Below are 16,106 nucleotides of genomic sequence, written 5' to 3' on the forward strand. Positions count from 1 at the left end.
GTGAGGAGGGGGGCAATGCTGGGCACTGGCGTTGCGAGGGGGATCGGAGCCTACGATTCCGACTCCGATGCCGGTGGCTGAGGGGCCGCATCACGCGCCCCAAGCTTCAACTCTCCGGGGGAGCACCGCTCTCCTGAAGCGGTGCTCACTCACCAGCCGGATCAGCGCGACCGAGCGAAGTCGGCGACATGGTCGGCTCGGACGACGCCGGGCCGTCTCTTGTGCCGAAGCGCGCTGGTGTCACCAACGAGAGCGGCCGACCTGGCGTTCCGCGGCGGAGAAGCCCGGTAGTTGGCGCCACTCGGTCAGCAGGCTGTTTGTCACCATCAGCGCACTGAGCACGAGGGTTGTCACCGGCCCGGACGCGGCCTCGATGTGCTGAGTTGCACAGAAACCGCGCCCGGTCGCATCGGCTGGTGCTCGCCGCCGCCGAAGTGGTGGCGGTGCGGCGGGAGCGGGGCTGTCGAAACCGATCTACCTGATGACCCGTCCTGAGTAGCAAGGTCAGGCAGAGGGGAAACCGTGGTGGAGGGGAAGGCGGCAGTGGCCCGATGGGTGCGACGTCGATCTGGGCCGTGGGCTGCGGGCGAGAGCGCGAAGCGGGATCCATGGTGCCGGCCGGCCTGGAGACGGGGGCGGGTGCCCGCCGTGTTCGCGGTGCTGACGGCCGGGCTCATGGCCTTCCACCGGGCGGTGCCCAACTCCGTGGGCCACCTGGGCAGTCTGCTGGAAGCGTTCCTCCCGTGGCTCGGCCTGGTGGTCGCGGTGCTGCTCGTTCCAACCCTGCTGCGCCGTTCAGCAACCGCGCTGATGGCGCTGCTGCTGCCGATGGCGGCCTGGACGCACCTCTTCGGCGGGCTGCTCCTGCCGGGGCCGGGGCCTGGTCCGCACGATCTGGTCGTGGTGCAACACAACGTCAGCGACGAGAACACCGACCCGGCGGGCACGGTCCGCGCCCTGGCCGACGCCGACCCCGATCTCATCGCGTTGGAGGAACTGGTGCCCCCGGCGCTGGCGGTGTACGCGCAGACCCTCGCCCCGAACTACCCGCACCACGCCGTCCGGGGCACCGTCGGACTCTGGTCGAAGCATCCACTGACCGGTGTCCGGCTGGTGGACATCAAACCCCAGGGGATCAAAGAGACTTGGAGTCGCGGGCTGCGGACCGTGGTCCGCACACCGTACGGCGACATCGTGGCGTACGTCGCGCACCTGCCCTCGGTCCGCGTCCGGGTGAGCGGCCTCGCGTCCTCCGACCGGGACGAGAGCGCCGGTCTGCTCGGCGAGGCCATCGCCGCCGAGAAGCTGAGAACGGTCCTCCTGCTCGGCGATCTCAACGGCACCGTCGACGACCGTGGGCTGGCCCCGCTGACCTCACGGATGAACACAGCGGAGCGAGGCTTCGCCTTCAGCTTCCCCGCCGGCTTCCCCATGGCCCGTATCGACCAGGTCATGGCCCGCTCGGCAACCGTCCGCCAGATCCGCACCTTGTCGCCCACCGGCAGCGACCACCTGCCGGTCACCGCTCGGATCACCCTGAGCTGAAGGAGCGATCTCGATGACAACAAGCCCGCCCATGTGACGACCATCGCGCTTCGGCTCAACTCCGGGCCGTCCGAAGTCAGCCGACGCCGACCGACAATGACAGAAGTCCACGACATCCACACTGGTCAGAGCCCAGGGTCCCTTGCATGATCGAGGTCTGTCCGGATTCATCCGGTGATGCCGAGGGCGGCCAGTGGCCTTCGCCAGTCGCGAGCGGTGTGGCGTAGGGCGACGGCGATGTTGGTGTGGCCGTCCTGACGGTGGACGTCGATGGCGAGGTTGCGCAGGCCGGCCATGATGCGCGGGAGACGGCCGGCATGGATCTTGGAGTCGTCCTCGCGGAACGTGCGGTCGCGGACGTGGTGCAGAAGATTTTCGACTCGCTGGAGGACACCAGGGGCCGCAGTCGGCCGGATCGGCCCCGTATTCGGGCAATGGTTGTCGCCCTATCTTGGAGCAGCGGTCGTGTGCCCTCATGAGGCGAAAGGTGAAGACGTGTACGCCTACCACCTGGTCTATGACATCCCCACCAGCGACCCCAGGCAGTTCCGGGTCTTGGTCGCCTACAAGAACGTGTACGGATCCCGCTTCGGAGGCAACGCGACTGAACCCACGGTCCTGAACGGGGCGGGGCAGCTCGTCATCCCCGGCGGCTCCGTCGCGGCAGACGATGTGATCACCGGCGGGCAGATCGAATTCTTCGAGGAGACCGGGATCGACCTCAGGCAAACCACCGTGCGCCAGCAGATGAAGTGCATCGGGGCCGCATGGTCTCGTGTCATCGACAGGCAGAACGACGCCCACTGCGTCTACCAGCAGGTGCAGGACGTGGTGTTCGTTCAGAACGCCGGCAACAAGAACATCCAGGGGCGGGGCCGGCTCCCACAGGACGAGGAGCTCCATCTCATAGAGGCTTATGACGCCTCCGTCGTGAGCGGGCTCTTCCGCTTCGTCCCGCAGGCCGATCTCGAAACAGGCTGGCGCGGCGACCAGTACAAGCGGCTCAACGCCCGGAAGAAGCGGCTGGCCGAGAAGAAGTCGAGGGACCCGAGGGACTGGTACAAGGCGGCAGTCAGGCAGCTGACCGGTCCCTGAGGACAACGTCCCCGGCGCGTCTCAGTACCAGTCGTGGCCGCTGGACTCCGGTCAGTAATCGCTGACGGGTCGTGGCATCCGGTTGTGCGCTCTCGGTCCGCCGACAGGGGCCGATGCATGATCACGTTTCGTCCGGAGTGCCGTGCCGACCCCTCCTTGGAGGGAACTACCCCGGTTCGGGCAGGTGGCGGAAGTAGCGGCCGTCTCCCACGCATCATGGCCGGCCTGCGCAACCTCGCCATCGACGTCCACCGTCAGGACGGCCACACCGACATCGCCCTACGCCACACCGCTCGCGACTGGCGAAGGCCCCTGGCCGCCCTCGGCATCACCGGATGAATCCGGACAGACCTCGATCATGCAAAGAACCCTGGGACAGAGCCGTGGGCTTCTTGGTTGCCCTGATGAGCGAGACCGGTGACCAGACCGAGGCCGCTGGCACCTGTCACGCCCATTGAGACTCCGCCGGCCGCTTGGTCACCTCATTGCGAGTCTCTCTTTTTGAGCCTTCTGTAGAAGCTCTAGAACTCTTTGGATACAGCGTTGGAAGTTCTCATGCACCGCCATGTTGCGATACAGCAAGAGACTCTTGCGCGGCACGGCATTCCCGCGGCACTGACAGTCGTTCAGCGAACTGGCCAACGCCCCCCTGGGCCCGCCGACGAGATGACGCTCGGGCCAGCCTTGAAGCAGGGCATCCCACCGCAGCCTCTGGTATCCATCGCCGGCAACGAGGCGCGACCAAGCAGGTCGGGAGGGATGTCGAGCTTCTGACGCTGGGCTCTCGCGCCAACGGCCGTCATCGCCGCGAGGCACATGCGCACCTGGCCGGTCGGCGCACCTCAGCTCAGACATAAGATCACCTGGCCTCTCTCCTGAAGCAGGTGTCGAGGGCGCCGGCACCATCCCAAAGAGGCACCCCATGCGCTCCGCTGTCAGAACCTGGCGAGACCGGTCCCGTGAGAGTGGTCGTGCACCGGCCAGCCCAGGCCCAACCCGTTGGCCCCGGTCGCGTGCATGGCACGATGCCTGATCACGGACGAGCACAAGGAGATCCCATGAACGATCAAGGCACCCTTGTTTCGGCGGACGGCTTCAGGGCCGTCGCCGTTGATGCCGACTGGCCGGAATCACGGCAGTTCATGGGTGGTGGCGACAACCAAGTCACCGGCGACATTCATGTGTGCCTGTGGTTCGGCTCCGCGTCCTATGACCCACAGGTCAAGCACGTCATGGTTTTCAGCGCTTCCTCCGGCAATGCAAAGGCAAGCGAGGCCCTGGAGGACGCTTTGGAGGACTACTGCCACCCCGGTGAGGGAATTCCGGCCGGGCCGCCGTTCTCCGAACCCATCACCATCACCGCAGAGGGGAAACCCGTGACGTTCGAAATCTGGCGAAACAGCAGCAACCCTTACTGGGTCGCCCGGGGCCGTATCGACAACACCGAAGTGGTCCTGTCAGGCTCCGAGATAGAACCCAACGAGCTGCGCCTGGTCCACGTGAACGACCTGGCCGCGTACTCGGCCCCGATGGCGTTCCTCCCGACCCGGGAAGCGATCTCTCGTGCCATGGGAAGCGATCTCCAGACGGAGGGGCTCAGCCGGCAATTGCAGTTCGAGGAGCCGAACACGATGATGCCCGCCCTGCGCGACATCGCCGCCCGTGGTGCCGCCCTCGGGGGACCCGGCCGGGAATTGCACGGCGAGGAAGCGGACACGGTGATGCGTTCCCTGCGCCACCTCGCCCAGGATGCCGGCCCCGCGGGGGAATTGGGAGCAAAAGGTGCGCCATGAACCTTGGTGATCTGACGTCAACACTCGTCATATTCTTGGAGGACCAGCACGGGCGAGGAAGCCTCACCGGACCCGGCGTCCAGAGGGACCACGGCGCAACGCACTGCTGAAGGTCCCGGACGGCTTCGGCCCTCGGCGAAGACGAGAGCTGACCGCTGAGGCCCACCAAATCCCCTGCCAATTGCTCTCGCCCATCATTCCCTGAGCAGCTCAGTAGATGTAGTACCACTCTTGACAGGTCCAGCCTTCATGACAGCACGGTGCGCATTCCACCTCCAGGTCTGGGGTCTTCAGGTGGTGGGGCTGCCGTCGGTAAGCGCTTTGAGTGTGAACAACGGGCGGGATAACCTGTGGGTCGCAACTGAGGACCCGTCTCGGCAGCCAGTTGCCCATGAACGCGTGGGTGCTCCCTCGTACACAGCACACCACCACCTGCCCTACGAGGTGGGGTGGGTCAAGCTGGGGTGTCGGCATCCTGGGTGGAGGCCGTGAACGCCTCGGGGCCCTGCTCTGCCGCCTTCGGGTCCATCCACATGACCTGCCAGCCGTGGCCGTCGAGGTCGAAGAAGCTGCGGGAGTACATGAAGCCGTAGTCCTCCGCGCCGTCCGCCTCGGAGCCGCCCGCAGCGAGTGCGGCGGCGCTGACCGCGTCGACCTCGTCGCGGGACGACACGCTGAAGCAGTAGAGCGCCAGCGTGTGCGTGGTGGGATCGGCCATCGGCAGTTTCGAGAACTCCGCGAACTTCTCACGGGTGAGCAGCATGACGAAGGCGTGCTCGCCGACCAGCATGCAGGCGGCGGTCTCGTCGGTGAAGTTCGGGTTGAAGCTGAAACCGAGCTTGGCGAAGAACGCCTTGCTGCGTTCGAGGTCCGCTACGGGGATGTTCACGAACAACATGCGGCCGGGGTGTGCGGGATTGGTCATGGTGGGTCTCCAGTCGGCGTCTCGATGGCGTACGTCCTGGTAGACCGGCCCGGCCGACGGAACTCATCGGTTCGAACGAAAGTTTTCGCGGCTGGACGGAGACCTTCACCGAGCGCAACGGGAGACCCGCAGCCGAACCGTCCGTTCGGTAAGTCCCGAGCCTGGTCTCCACAGCCCGCTCCGTCGCGCCGCCCAAGAAACCTGCCGTCAGACCTGACGACAGTAGTCACAGACATGGCTGTTGATCGCTGCCGTCAGTTCGCTTGCCGCTGCCCGCACCGCGAGGTCCCACAGGAAGGGAACCGCAGCGACAGTCGCATCGAAGACAGCCAGCTCGCCGAGCCACAGACCTAGATCACTCAACGCGTCAGTGCTCGTGTTGGCATCACCCCACGCCACCCGCGAGAGTCGGCCCGGAACGCTTTCCGCAGATCCATAAGCATGCGTCAACTCATGCCATGGAACGCGGCTCATACCCTTGAGTATCGTCCCCACCAGGCTCTCCCTGCCTGTTCACCGTCCCCAGACCTCGTCGGCCTCCGCGTAGAACGGGAAGTGTGCGATCACGGCCGCGACGCATCGGTTGAAGGAGTCGAGGTCGCGGTTCACGTGATGGATCGTCGTCGATGACTCGACGTGGGGAGTCTGCACCACGCGGCCACTGGCCACGTCTACGGCCATGTGTCCGAACAGGCCACTCGCGCGATGGCGGCCAGCCGTCGTTCACCGATCCCACCGAAGTACACCGGCTCACCCAGTGGCCGGTACTCGTATCCGATCAACCCGCCTGGGATGCCGTTCTGCGCGAGATCGACGGCGATCCGGGTGGGCACCTCGTGCTCACGGGAGGATCCTCCCGTGATGGGCCGAGGCTTTTCCAACCTGATTGCTGAGCCCGCGTCGTACCGCTCGGCCGTGGTGTGTGGCCGAACAGTGGTCACACACCAACCGGTTCTCATCACCTCATGGCCGGTAGTAATACTTGTAGGCGAGAACGTTCCCGTTGGCGTCGGTCAGGTTGATCCGGACATGGTCAGCTCCGCCGGGGACGTCTGCGACCAGGGAGATGTCCTGATCCGTGTAGCTGTCGCAGTGGGTGCTGGTGCTCCGTTCGTCCAGCGGGGTGATGCCTGCCCACGCGATGCCGTACGCACGCTTGCACCCGTAGGCATTGAGCGACCCGTTGAGGCTGACCGACCGATTGTACCAGGTGATTTGGCCGGCGTACCAGCTGTCGCCTGATTGGACGGTGAAATGGGCAGTGGGGTAGGCGGTCGTGGCTGCGGTGGCGGCCGGCGCCCCCGCGAGAACCGGCACGGCTGTCGCCGCAGCTGCGGCCACGATCACACTGACTTTCCTCAGCAAGGCTTCTCCCCCGGTTGCTTGAGCGGTGCTGTTTCAGCCAGGGACACGGTAGCCGTCCGTCGGCTCAGCGGCGAGGACATCGCGGTGACTTGACGGCCAATCACAGAGGGTGGTTCAGGAGTTTTGGTGCGATTGCTATCCAACTCGGCCGATACGCCCTTCGGCCGTGGCACCCTGACACACGCCACCGTCCTCAGTCTGCGATGTGGTGTCAGGCGAGCAGAGCTGACTTATTTCTTCCAGGTCTGCTCGAATGCGCGCATGAAGTTCTCGCCCATGATGCCGGTGACGTCCTCTTCGCTGAAGCCTCGTTGGCGCAGCGCGGGGGCGATATTGACCGCTTCCTCCCACCACGAGATGCCCACGGGCCAGGTCCACGGCGGGCGGGGGTAATAGCGCTCGTCGTAGCCGAAGTAGTCATAGTCGTTCTCGTCCTCATCGGCGAAGTCGAGCCCGAGGCCCACGTGCTGAGCTCCGACGAGCTCACTGATGTGCACGGCGTGGTCGATGAGCTGATCGAGGGTCGGCACGGGGTCGCTGGACACGAACGCGGGATAGGCGCACAACCCGATGACGCCTCCGGTCGCGGCGACCGCGCGGATCACGTCGTCGCTGAAGTTGCGGGGCGATTTGCAAACCGCGCGGGCGTTTCCGTGCGAGATGATCACTGGGCGCTGCGCGATGGACAACGCCTCCAGGCAGGTTCGTTCGCCGGCGTGCGAGAGATCGACGGTGACGCCGAGGTTTTGCATTCGGTGCACAATGTTGCGGCCGAACATTGTCAGCCCGGCGTTTCGCTCTTCGAGGCATCCGTCGCCCGCTAGCTCGGCGTAGTTGTAGGTCAGCTGGATGACCCGCACGCCGAGGCGGGCATAGGTGTCGACCATCTCAACCTGGCCGCCGAGCGGGGCCGATCCCTGAAAGTGCAGCACCACCGCGAGGTCGCCCGCCGCCACGGTCTGCCGGATCTGCTCGACGCTCGTGGCGACACGTGCGCCCCGATCCAGCGCGCGATCAATCTTCCACCACTCGTTGACCGCGTTGATCGCCTGCTGTGGTGGCTCCAGCGCGGTAACGGTCGCCAGGACAGTGTTGAGCTTTCCCTTCCTGATCCGGCCCAGCTGGGTCGACAAGGTTCGCGGGGTCAACTCGGGGCCGGCTGCGTCGAGACGGACCGTGCCTGATCGGGAGCCATCCATGAGCAGGAGCCTAGGGCAGAACCAAGGGCGGGGCGCCGGCGCGGGTTGAGACCGTCTTTGGGGACCTGCACCGACCCGAGCAAAACACCTCCGCCGCCGCCATCGCCTGCGGATGTCCACTCTCCCGGCAGTACCGCCGAGCGCGGATGGCGTCAGCGGGCCTGGTCCAGTGCCCGGGTCAGTTCCCGGTTAGCCGCCCGCGCGGCATCAAGTTCCTCTGACCGCTCATCGAGGTGGCCCCTTGTGTCAGCCAGGTCTTGTTCGAGCAACGTGATAGGGCGTTGAAGCTGGTCGATGTCAGCGGACTCGCCAAGGCCGGATTCCTTCCATGCGGTTTCAGCGAGACCCTTCGGAGAGACGCTTCTCCAACTGTCGGCCCCGGACGGTCAACCGTCTGTTTCGCTCCAGCGCGTTGGTCAGGTCTGCCCGCAGCAAGGCCCGGCTGACTGCCGCGGTCCGGCCTTCTTCTGGTGGGGCTGCTGCGGCGGCGTGGACGCGATCGAGAGCTTTAAGGACGCGTTCGCGGCGGCGGGCCGAGTCGGCCCGCCGCCCGTCGGTCATGCTGGTCATCCGGTTCTCTCCGGGCGAAGGCCGGGGAGGGGCTGGCGAACGCGCGGCATGCCCAGGGACACGCCGCGGCTATGGCGGACCAGCGCAACTGCCTCGCGGATCTCGGCCCGGTCCTCGTCGGTGAGCTCGTCGAGGTGCTGGCGCACCCGCTGAACCGGGCGGCGGACACGGGCAGTCTCATCGTCCGAAGGTCTGGCCTCCACCTCGGCCCAGGGGTCGGCGCTGGCGAAGGCGGCTAGACGTTCACGGTTCGCAGCAGATCGGCCAGGAATGCCTCAAGATCGGGGAGATACACCAAACCCCCAGAGAACCCGAGGATCTGCGGCAGTGGCAGCGGGCTCTGGACTCGCTCGACGCGGGACAGCATCGCCTGGCGCGAGGGAAAACGCGCTCCGGGACTGTTCATCGAACTCGACGAAGACGACGACCGGTGCCAGGTCACGGTCAAGGACCATTCCATGTCCCTGACGACGGTGACGGTCACCGTCCCACTGGCCGACGTCCGGTTCGACGAGGCGTACCGACAAATGGAGTTGGTCTGGGAGACCTGGCCCATGAGTGAAGGCTGAACCATGACCAACAAACGAGAGTTCAGGGCGAAGGGGTCGCTCCGCTAACGTGCGCCGCATGAGCCACGACGCCTCGCACTGCCCCGAGTGCAGCCAGCCCATGAAGTTCGGCGGCTTCGTTCTCGCCCAGCGGCAGAACGATGGCCGACGGGCCTGCCGGACCTTATGGCGGTGTACCGGTCGACATGTGTGGTGGCGCTGGGCCGATCAACCTGAGGAGCCGTTGGAGACCTGTGCTGTGCCAGAGCTGTTTCGCTGACGTCCAACGCTGACATCAACGGCCCCGAACGGCGAGGCGCGCAGCAACAATCGTACTCACCGAGTCCACACCCGCTGGAACTCTTCGGCCGGGACGGCCTCCAGCGGGTCCTCTTCCGGGGCGATTGCCTGGTCCGTCAGGCCACCGTGCTCGTCCTCCAGGTGCTCCCAGCTGTAGCGGTGGAGTTGGCCGGCCGAGGTCAGTTCGGCTTGCTTGATGACGATCAACTCGCCGCGGTCGGGTACGGCTTCGACGTACCACAAACCGCCCTCCTCATCAGCATGACGGAAGTGGTGTCGCAGGGTGGCGTTCTCGTCGAGTGCTCGGAAGTACGCCACGCTCTCTGCTTTGATGCGCTCCAGGTCAGCCACGGAACCATCGTGTCAGTAGGTGGGGTCAACTGCTTTCCATAGCGTCTTTGTTCACTGCCCAGGGTGACCCCACCGTTGGCCCACCCGCGACGGCCAGTACGGTCCCCGGCATTCCGCGCTGCGGTAGTTGACGCCCTCAGGAGACACGCCCTGGGGCCTGCGTCGGAAGTGCTCTAGGTTGGCCGACGTGAGTGTGCGGGGGCGGAGTTACAGGTATGTCGGGCCGGTCGAGCTGAAGACTGCCCTCCGGCCTGGTGGCGGCGGGTGCCGGATCGGCTCGGTGGCTGACTTCGGCAGCTGGATCGCTCAGCGATCGGCGGCGGAACTGGCCGAGCCGTTCACCTTCGTGGTTGGTATGGACGGTGTGCTTCGGCTGGCGCCGCGACGAAGCGAGCACGTGGCCTGTGCCGGCGGAGACATGGTGCTGAGTGCCGGCGAGATCAGCTTCTTGTACGAGGCGGACCAGTGGATCGTGAGCGAGGTCAGTAACCAGTCCACCGGATACTGCCCGGACATCAGCTCCTGGTCGGAGGTCGCCCGTGCTGTGGACGGCGTAGGACTCGGGCGGCCCTCCGGATTCACCCACGAGGTGGTCTTCCGGCGGTGCCCCGACTGCCGGGAAAACAACATCGTGCGCGAGGACGACTTCATCTGCGTCTTCTGCGGCGGCGATCTACCCGCGACGTGGAACGTGGATTCCACCGCGTGACAGTCGAGGGTCATGACGCTCATTCTCACCGCGTCACACGCCGTACCCTCGCTCTGGCGCTGTGACCGAGCCGCACACTCTGGGCGCGGGCCGAGGCTCGAAAGCTAAAGCTTGAGGCCGGAACGGATAGGACCCTGGGCCGCGACCAGTCAGATCCTTGCGGAGGTGGAGGTGTGTCGGCCGGCCGTTGCTCCTCAGGACACCACGCCGAAGGGGTGGGCCGTATCCGGATCAGTGCCTCAGGACTATGAAGTCGGCTTGGACTTCGAGGTGTTCTCCGTGGGTCGAGCCAGCGCTTTCATCCACCCCCTACACGAAAGTCCCACGGACTACGCATCGTTGGTGCAGTCGATCGCGGCGGATGACTACCGAGGCACGCGACGTTGTCGGGTGGGCAGGCATCTGGATGCGCATCGACGACGCCGGTAAGCGCACCATCGCCTTCGACAACATGCACGAGCCGGACCGCCGCATCGCCGGGACGGTGGGCTGGCGCAGGTACAGCGTCACTCTGGACGTCCCTGAAAACAGCTCACCGGCCGTACCCTCGGCGCCGGCCTTGTCTCCAGGGTAAGCGGTTTGTTCTGTGGGAATGTGTCGGGTTCAATTAAGGGACACGCTTCGACTTGGGATGCTGTGATGTTTTTCGACTGGAATGGGGAAAGGCTCCACTACACCGACGAAGGGCAGGGTGACGCCCTGGTCTTTCTTCACGGTCTCGGTGGGAATTCCAGTAATTGGCTGCTTCAGCGGCGCCACTTCGCCGCGTCACAGCGAGTCGTCGCGCTGGATCTCCCCGGTCACGGCCGTTCGACGGGAACCGGTGTTCCGTTTTGAGAGTACGGCCGTGCGGTCGGGGCCGCGTTGGATCACGCCGGTGTCGATCGGGCGGCGGTCGTCGGTCTGTCCAAAGGGGCCCGCGCCGGATTGTCGTTCGCGACGGAGCACCCCGAGCGCGTCCACAAGCTCGTGATCGTCAACGCCTTTCTGCACCTCCGGCCGGACGACCTGCGACGTCGGCTGGACCTCTACGACCTGCTGCTCCAGCCGGACGGTCTTCACTCTTGGGCGGAAGAACTACTGCGGCAGATGGGCGAGAGCGACCACCCGGCCATCTCCCGCGGCTTCATGGCGTCCCTCTCCGCGATCGACCCGATTCATCTCCACACCGTGTTCCGGCAGCTCGTCGACATCGACCAGCGACCTGAACTCCAGGATTTTCCCCATCCGGTGCTCCTGGTGAGGGGCGAGAAGGACGACTTCATCCCGCCCTACTGCGTGGAGGAAATGAGCGAACTCTGCCGGGCGGGAACGGCCGTGCGCTTTCCCGACAGCGGTCATCTTCCTTACCTCGATGATCCGTCCGGCTTCAACATGGCCATCGAGAATTTCCTCCAGGTCCGCCACGCCTAAAGGCTGTCCCGTAACTGATCAGGCGAGTCGACAGTCCTCCGCTGAGCAACGAGGATGTGGGGTCATCGATCCGTTCGTCCATGGAGTGGGGACACCGTGAGCCTGTCGTATCGAGCACGGGTGGCGGCGCTGCTTGCGGACTCGCCACTCGCCTCAGAGGCGGTCATCACGGATGTGCGCCATCTGCTGTCACACGGTGAGGAGGCGTTGGCGTTCGACACCATGTGCTCGTGGATCTACGAGGATGCTCTCCCCATCACCCGGCAGTATCACGCGGCCCTGGTAGCTATGGCCGATGAGATGGACACGCCGCGTTCCGTTCAGCGCCTTGACGAGCTGCTGATCGACTGACCTCCGCCACCGGCGACGTAACGAGGGATGATCCTTGACATGGCTGGTGTGATTACGGCGTCTGAGCCGTCTTGGATAGCCCCGTTCACCGGGCTGAGCCCACGACAGTTCGGCAAGGTGATCACCGCGTTGAGGCGTGAGAGTCCGGACCCTGTCCGCAAAGGCCGACCGTGGAGTCTGCCGCTGGAGGACCGGGTTCTGCTGGTTACTGCGTACTGGCGAACCAACCTGACGTTGCGGCAGCTGGCACCGCTGTTCGGAGTGTCCAAGTCGGCCGCCGACCGCATCATCGACCACCTCGGTCCGTTACTCGCGCTCCAGCAGCGCAAGCGGTTCCGCGAGGACGCCGCGCTAATCGTGGACGGCACCCTGGTCCCCACCCGCGATCACACTGTCGCCGAGCAGTCGAAGAACTATCGGTACTCAACCAACCACCAGGTCGTCATCGACGCCGAGACCCGACTCGTCGTCGCTGTCGGCCGGCCGCTGCCCGGCAACCGCAACGACTGCAAGGCGTGGGAACTGTCTGGGGCCAAGGATGCCGTCGGGAAGACCACGGTGATCGCGGACGGCGGTTACCGGGGTACCGGCCTGGTCATTCCGCACCGCCGCGAGAAGGGCCAGACCGAACTTCCCGGCTGGAAAGAGGAACACAACGCGGCCCACCGCAAGGTCCGCGCCCGCGTCGAGCACGCCTTCGCTCGCATGAAGGCCTGGAAAATCCTGCGCGACTGCCGCCTCAAGGGCGACGGTGTCCACCACGCGATGCTCGGAATCGCTCGCCTACACAACCTGATCCTCGCCGGGTGACCGAGGAGCCCGCAAGTCACCCAGCGCACCAGAGATCATTTACGGGACATCGCTTAGGTGTTGCGGGACATGACGTTTGGTGACACAGGCCGATGTCAGTGAAACCAAGATGCTTCGAAGGGCATCGGTCGGGTAGCGTGCGGGCCATGTCGAGTCCTGAGTCAGACAAGGTGGGGGCTTTCGGTCACGCCGTCAGCCCCCTGAACCACTGAGTTCGTAGCTCTGTCGTCGCGCCGCTTTCTGTGGTGGGACGAGTGTGCGCTTGGGGCCGGCCGCGGTGACGAGATGACCTTCTCGTGCTTCTCTTCACCTCGGAGCCACTCGATGCCTCTCCCGCTGTACCTCCTTGCCATGGCGGTCTTCGCCATGGGCACCTCGGAGTTCATGCTCGCCGGCCTCCTGCCGGACATCGCCTCGGACCTCGATGTCACAGTCGGGACAGCCGGAACGCTCGCCTCGGCCTTCGCGTTCGGCATGATCGTCGGTGCCCCCCTTGTGGCCGCGCTTGCCCGAAACTGGCCCAGGCGCTCCAGCCTTCTCGGGTTCGTGTTCGTTTTCGCGGCAGCTCATGCCATGGGCGCCATCACCACCAGCTTCCCGGTCCTGTTCGCTACCCGGGTTGTCTCCGCGCTCGCGAACGCAGGGTTCCTGGCCGTCGCTCTGACGGCTGCCGCCACGCTGGTCTCACCCGACAGGAAGGGACGTGCGCTGGCCGTGCTGCTGTCAGGCACGACGGTGGCCACGATCGCCGGTGTCCCTGGCGGGTCGGTGCTCGGCACGTTGCTCGGCTGGCGGACCACCTTCTGGGCTGTCGCCGCTCTCTGCGTACCTGCCGCTCTCGGCATCCTGAAGGGAATCCCAGCAGGACATGATGAGGATGAGGCGACTGGCAGGCCGGCGTTGCGAGCGGAGCTCGCCCAGCTCACACGGGTGCGGTTGATTCTGGTGATGCTGCTCGGTGCGCTGGTGAACGCGGCAACCTTCGGAAGCCTCACCTTCCTGGCCCCTGTGGTGACCGACAGCGCCAGGCTGGGCGAGTTGTGGATCTCTGTCGCTCTGGTGCTCTTCGGTGCCGGTTCCTTTGCGGGCATCACCGTTGCCGGCCGTCTGTCCGACCGGCGCCCCGGTCCGGTCATCGCAGTCGGCGGCCCGTTGCTGCTCATCGGCTGGCCGGCCCTGGCGATGCTGGCGAACGAGCCGCTCGCCCTGTTCATCCTCGTGTTCGTGCAGGGCGCACTGTCGTTCGCGCTGGGCAGCACGCTGATTACGCGGGTTCTCTACGAGGCCGCGGGAGCCCCCACCAGGGCCGGCTCGTATGCGACCGCGGCGCTCAACGTGGGCGCGGCCGTCGGCCCCGTCATCGCTGCGGCCACTCTCAGCACCAAAGCCGGGGACCTCGGGCCGCTCTGGGCAAGCGGACTCCTCGTCGCTGTCGCGCTGCTCATCGCGTTCCCCCTCCTCACAGCCATCACGGCCGACCGGAGCACCGAGGTGTTCCGGTGACCCATACGAACGCCCCCTTGAACATCGAGGGACGCCGAAGGCTCGTGGAGCGCTGCCACACCCGTCCGATCGCGCACACCGCCGCCGAGGCCGGTGTCTTCCTCGCCTGTCTGTCCAAGTGGATGAACCGGTACGACACGCACGGCGAAGTCGGGTTGCAGGACCGCCCAAGCGTCCCGCGATCCTCACCGACCCACACCCCACCCGATATCGTCGAGCGGATCGAGCGGTTGCGGCGGGACAACACGTGGTCCGCCCGCCGGATCACCCTCGAACTCGTAAGCCAGGGGGTGCAGATCAGCGAGCGCACCGTAGGTCGGTGGCTGGCGCGCCTGGGCATCAACCAGCGCCGGTTCCTCGGCCCCGACGGCTCGGCCAACACAGGCGCCCGTTGAAACGGATCGTGGCCCGCTACCCGGGTCACATGGTCCACCTGGACGTCAGGAAGGTCGGACGGATCCCCGACGGTGGCGGGTGGCGGGCCCACAGCTGCGGCTCCGAGCAGGTCAGGGCCGCACAGCGCGCGAAGACCGGCGGCGCCAAGGGCAGGTACGTCTACCTGCACTCTGCCGTCGATGGATTCTCCCGCTTGGCCTACACCGAGCCCCTTCCCGATGAGAAGGCCGCCACCACCGTGGCGTTCCTCAGCCGCGCCCGCGTGTTCTTCGCCGCCCACCGCATTCACCGGGTCGTGCGCGTGGTCACCGACAACGGCGCAAACTACCGGGCCGCAGTCTTCGTGCGCTTCCTGACCCAACGTCATGGCCAGCAACACCTAGGTCGTTTCTGATGGCTCTTGGACGATGTCGCGGAGCCAGATGACGATCGCGGTGACGGTGAGGGTGCCGTTGAAGACGTAGTCGCGTTTGTCGTAGCGGGTGGCCACGGCGCGGAACTGTTTCCACTTGTTCACGCATCGCTCGACCGCGTTGCGGTGGCGGTACTGGGCCTTGTCGAAGGCCGGGGGCCGGCCGCCGGAGCGTCCGCGGTGTCTGCGGTGGGCCCGTTGGTCGTCGGGCTGGGCGATGGTGGCCTTGATGCCGCGCCGTCGCAGGTAGGCGCGGTTGTCCCGGCTGGAGTACGCCTTGTCGCCGCGCACCCGGTCCGGCCTGTTGCGCGGGCGGCCCGCCCCGTGGCACCGGATACGTAAGCCGTCCAGCACCGGGGCGAACATCAGGCTGTCACCCCGCTGACCGGGCGAGGTCAGCCAGTGCAGCGGGCGCGCCCGGTCGTCGGACAGCAGATGGACCTTGCCGGTCAGCCCGCCCCGCGAGCGCCCCAACGCCTCACGCCCATCTGCCTCCTCACGCGCCCCGCCCCTTTTTGCGGGTGGTCGGCCGGAGGCCTGCGGGGCGCCCCAGCCGCGTGCTGGTGCGCCCGGCAGGAGGTCGAGTCGATGTTCACGGCCCACTCCTGACGCTCCGCCCGGCGGGCGAGCGTCCCGTCCGGGTCGCCGGCATCCGCCTCGATCCGCAGCTCCTCCAGGACGGCCGTCCAGGTGCCGTCCGCCGACCAGCGGCGATGACGCTCGTAGACGGTCTGCCAGGGACCGTACCGTTCCGGCAGATCAGGCCAGGGCACCCCGGTCCGCGCCCGGAACAACACCCCATTGATCACCCTGCGGTGATC

The 16,106-nt window shown here is 66.1% G+C and carries 17 protein-coding genes and 3 pseudogenes; 12 read left to right on the top strand and 8 right to left on the bottom strand.

The genetic code is table 11. The features are described from left to right. Positions 1-639: 639 nt before the first annotated feature. A complete protein-coding gene (locus AB0F77_RS25840) occupies positions 640-1,545 on the top strand; it encodes an endonuclease/exonuclease/phosphatase family protein (RefSeq protein WP_361953207.1) in 906 nt (301 codons plus the stop codon). A 167-nt stretch (positions 1,546-1,712) separates the two neighbouring features. Here the strand turns inward: AB0F77_RS25840 and AB0F77_RS25845 are convergent, their stop codons facing one another. Then, positions 1,713-1,841: a hypothetical protein gene (locus tag AB0F77_RS25845; protein WP_361953210.1), complete on the bottom strand. Its 129-nt coding sequence runs from the start codon at positions 1,839-1,841 to the stop codon at positions 1,713-1,715. Positions 1,842-2,040: 199 nt separating this feature from the next. Here AB0F77_RS25845 and AB0F77_RS25850 point away from each other — a divergent pair, with 199 nt between their 5' ends. The 3 genes from AB0F77_RS25850 to AB0F77_RS25860 all read left to right on the top strand — a co-directional run bounded on the left by AB0F77_RS25850 (position 2,041) and on the right by AB0F77_RS25860 (position 4,433). Further along, positions 2,041-2,640 carry a hypothetical protein gene (locus AB0F77_RS25850; protein ID WP_361953213.1) on the top strand — a complete coding sequence of 200 codons (600 nt, stop codon included), beginning with the start codon at positions 2,041-2,043 and terminating at the stop codon, positions 2,638-2,640. Positions 2,641-2,856: 216 nt separating this feature from the next. Beyond that, entirely contained in the window at positions 2,857-2,979 is a 123-nt protein-coding gene (locus AB0F77_RS25855; RefSeq protein WP_361953216.1) for a hypothetical protein, read from the top strand. 719 nt (positions 2,980-3,698) lie between these two features. Continuing rightward, positions 3,699-4,433, top strand: coding sequence for a hypothetical protein (locus AB0F77_RS25860; protein ID WP_361953219.1), 735 nt, complete (start codon positions 3,699-3,701; stop codon positions 4,431-4,433). Positions 4,434-4,887: 454 nt separating this feature from the next. Here AB0F77_RS25860 and AB0F77_RS25865 read toward each other — a convergent pair whose 3' ends face one another. From AB0F77_RS25865 to AB0F77_RS25885, 5 genes and pseudogenes are all read right to left on the bottom strand, one after another. After that, positions 4,888-5,358, bottom strand: coding sequence for a VOC family protein (locus tag AB0F77_RS25865; RefSeq protein WP_361953222.1), 471 nt, complete (start codon positions 5,356-5,358; stop codon positions 4,888-4,890). A 279-nt stretch (positions 5,359-5,637) separates the two neighbouring features. Beyond that, a pseudogene (locus tag AB0F77_RS25870) lies at positions 5,638-5,853 on the bottom strand (hypothetical protein); the annotation flags it as partial. Positions 5,854-5,871: 18 nt separating this feature from the next. After that, positions 5,872-6,012 (bottom strand): hypothetical protein, encoded by a 141-nt coding sequence (locus AB0F77_RS25875; RefSeq protein ID WP_361953225.1) that lies wholly within the window; start codon positions 6,010-6,012, stop codon positions 5,872-5,874. A gap of 309 nt (positions 6,013-6,321) precedes the next feature. Continuing rightward, entirely contained in the window at positions 6,322-6,705 is a 384-nt protein-coding gene (locus tag AB0F77_RS25880; protein WP_361953228.1) for a hypothetical protein, read from the bottom strand. Positions 6,706-6,953: 248 nt separating this feature from the next. Beyond that, complete coding sequence (locus AB0F77_RS25885) at positions 6,954-7,922, bottom strand: membrane dipeptidase (protein WP_361953231.1); 969 nt, start codon at positions 7,920-7,922, stop codon at positions 6,954-6,956. 974 nt (positions 7,923-8,896) lie between these two features. Between AB0F77_RS25885 and AB0F77_RS25890 the strand changes: the two genes are divergently transcribed. Next, positions 8,897-9,061: a DUF5959 family protein gene (locus AB0F77_RS25890; protein ID WP_361953270.1), complete on the top strand. Its 165-nt coding sequence runs from the start codon at positions 8,897-8,899 to the stop codon at positions 9,059-9,061. Positions 9,062-9,376: 315 nt separating this feature from the next. On the opposite strand, the gene AB0F77_RS25895 is transcribed toward AB0F77_RS25890, so the two are convergent. Continuing rightward, positions 9,377-9,691 carry a hypothetical protein gene (locus tag AB0F77_RS25895; RefSeq protein WP_361953234.1) on the bottom strand — a complete coding sequence of 105 codons (315 nt, stop codon included), beginning with the start codon at positions 9,689-9,691 and terminating at the stop codon, positions 9,377-9,379. Between the two features lie 187 nt (positions 9,692-9,878). Between AB0F77_RS25895 and AB0F77_RS25900 the strand changes: the two genes are divergently transcribed. The 7 genes and pseudogenes from AB0F77_RS25900 to AB0F77_RS25930 form a co-directional block, all read left to right on the top strand. Continuing rightward, complete coding sequence (locus tag AB0F77_RS25900) at positions 9,879-10,400, top strand: hypothetical protein (RefSeq protein ID WP_361953237.1); 522 nt, start codon at positions 9,879-9,881, stop codon at positions 10,398-10,400. Between the two features lie 406 nt (positions 10,401-10,806). Then, positions 10,807-10,974 (top strand): hypothetical protein, encoded by a 168-nt coding sequence (locus AB0F77_RS25905; protein WP_361953240.1) that lies wholly within the window; start codon positions 10,807-10,809, stop codon positions 10,972-10,974. A gap of 65 nt (positions 10,975-11,039) precedes the next feature. Continuing rightward, positions 11,040-11,813, top strand: a pseudogene (locus tag AB0F77_RS25910) (alpha/beta hydrolase). A gap of 96 nt (positions 11,814-11,909) precedes the next feature. Further along, complete coding sequence (locus AB0F77_RS25915) at positions 11,910-12,164, top strand: MafI family immunity protein (protein WP_361953243.1); 255 nt, start codon at positions 11,910-11,912, stop codon at positions 12,162-12,164. Positions 12,165-12,203: 39 nt separating this feature from the next. Then, a complete protein-coding gene (locus AB0F77_RS25920; RefSeq protein WP_361953246.1) occupies positions 12,204-12,974 on the top strand; it encodes a transposase in 771 nt (256 codons plus the stop codon). Between the two features lie 324 nt (positions 12,975-13,298). Further along, entirely contained in the window at positions 13,299-14,477 is a 1,179-nt protein-coding gene (locus tag AB0F77_RS25925) for a Cmx/CmrA family chloramphenicol efflux MFS transporter (protein ID WP_361953249.1), read from the top strand. Next, a pseudogene (locus AB0F77_RS25930) lies at positions 14,474-15,207 on the top strand (leucine zipper domain-containing protein); the annotation flags it as partial. The gene AB0F77_RS25925 and the pseudogene AB0F77_RS25930, both read left to right, overlap by 4 nt. 45 nt (positions 15,208-15,252) lie before the next feature. Here the strand turns inward: AB0F77_RS25930 and AB0F77_RS25935 are convergent. Then, a protein-coding gene (locus AB0F77_RS25935) for an IS5 family transposase (protein ID WP_361953252.1) occupies positions 15,253-16,106 on the bottom strand; the annotation gives its coding sequence in 2 pieces (ribosomal slippage) (positions 15,253-15,813 and positions 15,816-16,106; 852 coding nt annotated over the 2 pieces). This gene is flagged as partial in the annotation.

This window comes from Streptomyces sp. NPDC026672, assembly GCF_040638185.1.
Taxonomy (GTDB): Bacteria; Actinomycetota; Actinomycetes; order Streptomycetales; family Streptomycetaceae; genus Streptomyces.

Excerpts from the sequence above, each read along its gene's own strand:
- AB0F77_RS25845 (WP_361953210.1), bottom strand. The coding sequence starts at position 1,841 with ATGGCCGGCCTGCGCAACCTCGCCATCGACGTCCACCGTCAGGACGGC.
- AB0F77_RS25855 (WP_361953216.1), top strand. The coding sequence starts at position 2,857 with ATGGCCGGCCTGCGCAACCTCGCCATCGACGTCCACCGTCAGGACGGC.
- AB0F77_RS25860 (WP_361953219.1), top strand. The coding sequence starts at position 3,699 with ATGAACGATCAAGGCACCCTTGTTTCGGCGGACGGCTTCAGGGCCGTC.
- AB0F77_RS25865 (WP_361953222.1), bottom strand. The coding sequence starts at position 5,358 with ATGACCAATCCCGCACACCCCGGCCGCATGTTGTTCGTGAACATCCCC.
- AB0F77_RS25885 (WP_361953231.1), bottom strand. The coding sequence starts at position 7,922 with ATGGATGGCTCCCGATCAGGCACGGTCCGTCTCGACGCAGCCGGCCCC.
- AB0F77_RS25905 (WP_361953240.1), top strand. The coding sequence starts at position 10,807 with ATGCGCATCGACGACGCCGGTAAGCGCACCATCGCCTTCGACAACATG.
- AB0F77_RS25920 (WP_361953246.1), top strand. The coding sequence starts at position 12,204 with ATGGCTGGTGTGATTACGGCGTCTGAGCCGTCTTGGATAGCCCCGTTC.
- AB0F77_RS25925 (WP_361953249.1), top strand. The coding sequence starts at position 13,299 with ATGCCTCTCCCGCTGTACCTCCTTGCCATGGCGGTCTTCGCCATGGGC.